Genomic DNA, 4,047 nt, shown 5'->3' with positions numbered 1-4,047 from the left:
CGCCGTAGCGCCGCGACAGGCCGGAAATAGTCTCGCCATCCCTGACGATGATCTCGGTGGCACGCGCTTCGCTGCCTGCCGTCGCCATGCGCGGAGCGTCAGGCTGTGCGTCCTTGAACGGCTTTGCCACTGTCCCGGTTGCAGTCCGGTCGACCTGGGGGGCGGCTGGCGCCGAAGCGGTGCGGGCCGGCGCCAACGCGGGGGCTGGCTGCGACTGGCTGACCGGCGGCAATTGCTGTGTCGTAACCGGTTCGAGGCTTGAGCGGCTGACCGACTGGGTATGGCTGCCGTCGAGCGGCGCGGCCGAGACCGGGGCATCGCCGGGATAAGGCTGGGCGGCATCCTGCTTGTCGATGATGGTGCGCTGGTTGTTGGTCGAGGACGTGAAGACGTCATCGACGCTGTTGAACCGCGAGACCTGGGAACTGCATCCCGCCGCGGTGCTCGCAACCATAAGGACAGCGAAACCACGCGCCAGGTTGCGTCCGTTTGCCTTCAAAATACTGAATTGCATCGCTTTTACCCGCAGATACCCGGTACAGACTGACCGTGATTAAAGCGCGTTAATGTTACTGGTCGGTTAAACCTCTAGAATCAGACGCAAATTTTCTTAAAATATTTAAGGCTGAACCTGGTCGGGTTGAGATTCAGGTCGAGCCGAGTCGGAGACGGGCGCGACGCGACCAGACAGGTCGGTTGCGGGCATCACCTGAATACCGACAGATCCTAGATGACCGCGGCTACGCTGCGCAGGATCGGCTGCAGGCGGACGAGGCCGATGTCCTCACGTTCGAATCGGCTGCCGACCTTGGTCAGTTTGGCCAGCACCTGCTCGCCCTCCTCGGGTCCGATCGGTGCGATGACGATGCCGCCGCTCGACAATTGATCGAGCAGGAAGCGCGGCAGGCTGTCGAAGGCCACCCATGCGACGATGCGGTCGAACGGCGCCTCATTGGCTAGTCCGTTGGAGCCGTCCGCTTGGCGCACGATGACATTGCCGATTCCGAGCGCCTCGAAGCGCTGTTTGGCCTGCTCGGCCAGCGTCTTGTAGCGGTCGATGGTGACGACCCGCGCGGCAAGCCGCGACATCACCCCCGCCGTGTAGCCTGACCCGGTACCGATCTCGAGCACGCGGTTGCCCGGCTCGATGGCAAGCGCTGCGATCACCGCTGCTTGCAGATCAGCGCCCTCGATCGCCTCGCCGCATTCGATCGGCAGCATCCGGTCCGACCAGGCGATCGGATGGAACTGCGCGGAAAGGAAGCCGCGCCGCGGCGTCGCCTCGAAGGCGGCGATCAGCGCCTTCGGCACGACGCCCTTGCCACGCAAGCGGAGCAGGAACGCGGCGAAGCCTTCCCGGTCGTCGACCGTCGGACCGTGGTTCAGGTTCATGCGAGCGCCTTGGTCAGTTGATCTCGGATTTCATGAGCGGTGAGATCGAGCTGCAGCGGCGTCACCGACACCAGTCGGTTGCGCAAGGCATAGAGGTCGGTGCCTTGCTTGCCCTCGACCGGCTCGCGGCCGAAGCGCAGCCAATAATAGGGAAGCCCGCGGCCGTCGCGGCGCTCGTCGACCCACAGGCTGTGGACGAGCTTGCCTTGCGAGGTGACCACCGTGCCGGCGACCTCTTCTGGCGCGCAATTGGGAAAATTGACGTTGAGCAGCACGCCGTCCGGCAGGGGCATGGCGACAAGCTTTTTGAGTAGCGCCGGTGCCAGCGCCTCGGTGGTCTCGTAGGGAACGACGCGATCCTCGCCGACGTAGGAATAGGCCTGGCTGAGCGCGATCGAGCGCACGCCGAGCAACGCGCCTTCCATAGCGCCGGCGACGGTGCCCGAATAGGTGACGTCGTCGGCGATGTTGGCGCCGGAATTGACGCCGGACAGGATCAGGTCGGGTGCTGCGGGCAGGATCTTCTTCACGCCCATGATGACGCAATCGGTCGGCGTGCCACGCACGGCAAAGTGTTTTTCGCCGATCTTCCTCAGGCGCAGCGGCTCCGAGATCGACAGCGAATGCGCATAGCCGGACTGGTCCTGCTCCGGCGCCACCACCCAGACATCGTCCGACAGCGTCCGGGCGACGCGTTCAAGCGATGCGAGGCCTTCGGCATGGATGCCGTCATCATTGGTCAGGAGGATGCGCATTATTTCGATTCGATCTTTTCCAGACCGCCCATGTAAGGCCGAAGCGCTTCAGGAATGGTTACGCTGCCATCCTCATTCTGATAGTTTTCGATGACGGCAATAAGAGCGCGGCCGAGGGCGGTGCCGGAGCCGTTCAGCGTGTGGACGAAGCGGTTGCCCTTGCCGTCCTTGTCCTTGTAGCGGGCGTCCATGCGCCGCGCCTGGAAATCGCCGCACACCGAGCAGGACGAAATCTCGCGATAGGCGTTCTGGCCCGGCAGCCAGACCTCGATGTCGTGGGTCTTGCGCGCGCCAAAGCCCATATCGCCGGTGCATAGCGTCATGGTGCGGAACGGCAATTCCAGCCGTTTCAACACCGCTTCAGCGCATTCGGTCATCCGCTCGTGCTCGGCGAGCGACGATTCCTGATCGGTGATCGAGACCAGCTCGACCTTGTAGAACTGGTGCTGGCGCAGCATGCCGCGCGTGTCGCGCCCGGCCGAGCCGGCTTCCGAGCGGAAGCACGGCGTCAACGCAGTGTATCGCAGCGGCAGCTTTTCATGCGCCGTGATTTCCTCGCGAACGAGGTTGGTCAGCGGCACTTCGGCGGTGGGGATGAGGAAGTAAGTCTTGTCGCCCGCAAACTCTACTAGGGCGTTTAGCCCAGCGGCAAATTCTTGTGCCTTAATTTTCCTTTTCTCATCCTCATCCAACATCATCAAATCGACGGGAGTCGCTTTGATAGCGCCGCTTTCAAGCAGCTGTTTTACGATTTGGCCTTTCGCGTCATCGGTGAACGCACGCTGTGTCGCAAAAAGATCTTCTTCAAATTTCGGAAGCTGCCCTGTCCCAAACATCGTTTGGCGATTCACCATCAGCGGCGGCTGGATCTCTACGTAGCCGTGCTCGGTCGTGTGCAGGTCGAGCATGAACTGGCCGAGCGCGCGCTCCATCCGCGCCAGCCCGTTCTTCAGCACAGTGAAGCGCGAGCCCGACAGTTTCGCGGCCCGCTCGAAATCCATCATGCCGAGCGCTTCGCCGATCTCGAAATGCTCCTTCACCCAGTTCGGACGGGTTGGCACCTTGCCGACGATGCGCTTGACGACATTGTCGTCCTCGTTCTTGCCGACCGGCACGTCGTCGAGCGGCACATTGGGCAGCACGGCCAATGCGTCATTCAGCGCCTTGTCGAGTTCGCGTTCGCGCGCCTCGCCGTTCTGGATGAAAGCCTTGATCTCGCCGACTTCGGCTTTGAGCTTTTCGGCAAGGGCGGCGTCGCCCGAACGCATCGCGTTGCCGATCTCCTTCGAGGCGGCGTTACGGCGCTCCTGCCTGGTTTGAAGCTCGGTCAGATGCTCGCGTCGCGCCTCGTCGCTGGCGATCAGATCATCGACCGTGGACTGCGCGTCCTCAGCTGACCAGGAGCGCTTCTTGAGCGCCTCGACAAGGGCCTTCGGATTGTCGCGAATCCATTTGATGTCGAGCATGGTTTGATCGTCCTCGGCGGGCATGTCGCCCAAAAGTGCACAGCGGTTTTGGGACAACGACATGCCCAAAACAAAGACCTAAAACGCATCGCGTTTTAGGCCAGAGGGCGTAAACCGCATCCTTGACCGATGCAAGATGTGAAGATCGAGTTCCTTCGCGCCCCCCCTCTGTCCTGCCGGACATCTCCCCCACGGGTGGGGAGATTGGCTGTCATCATGACCTTCGCTAATCTCCGGATTCCAAGAAGTGAGCCGTCGGGCAAAGCTGCCAATCTCCCTCCTTGTGGGGGAGATGTCCGGCAGGACAGAGGGGGGCGCTGTCCCGCAAACCTTGATTAAGGCCTCCGGCCAGCCTACGTCGAAGGCGCGTCCGCGGGCTTTTCGGCCACCTCTTCTGCGGCCTCCCGCTTCTCGCGCGCCAGACGTTCCCGTTC

3 protein-coding genes and 1 pseudogene are annotated in these 4,047 nt (G+C 62.4%); all 4 read right to left on the bottom strand.

The features are described 5' to 3' along the window. Positions 1–514 (bottom strand): annotated as a pseudogene (locus tag EOC93_RS32865) (peptigoglycan-binding protein LysM); the annotation flags it as partial. A 212-nt stretch (positions 515–726) separates the two neighbouring features. Then, on the bottom strand, positions 727–1,392 hold the full coding sequence (locus tag EOC93_RS32860) for a protein-L-isoaspartate(D-aspartate) O-methyltransferase (protein WP_185928323.1): 666 nt from the start codon (positions 1,390–1,392) through the stop codon (positions 727–729). Then, positions 1,389–2,147 (bottom strand): 5'/3'-nucleotidase SurE, encoded by a 759-nt coding sequence (gene surE / locus EOC93_RS32855; protein WP_126106222.1) that lies wholly within the window; start codon positions 2,145–2,147, stop codon positions 1,389–1,391. Before surE ends, EOC93_RS32860 begins: the two co-directional genes overlap by 4 nt. Continuing rightward, positions 2,147–3,613: a serine--tRNA ligase gene (serS, locus tag EOC93_RS32850; RefSeq protein ID WP_127206689.1), complete on the bottom strand. Its 1,467-nt coding sequence runs from the start codon at positions 3,611–3,613 to the stop codon at positions 2,147–2,149. Before serS ends, surE begins: the two co-directional genes overlap by 1 nt. Positions 3,614–4,047: the final 434 nt, after the last annotated feature.

It is taken from the genome of Mesorhizobium sp. M6A.T.Ce.TU.002.03.1.1 (genome assembly GCF_003997275.1).
Classification (GTDB): Bacteria; Pseudomonadota; Alphaproteobacteria; order Rhizobiales; family Rhizobiaceae; genus Mesorhizobium; species Mesorhizobium mediterraneum.
This window is presented reverse-complemented; position numbering and strand designations above follow the sequence as displayed.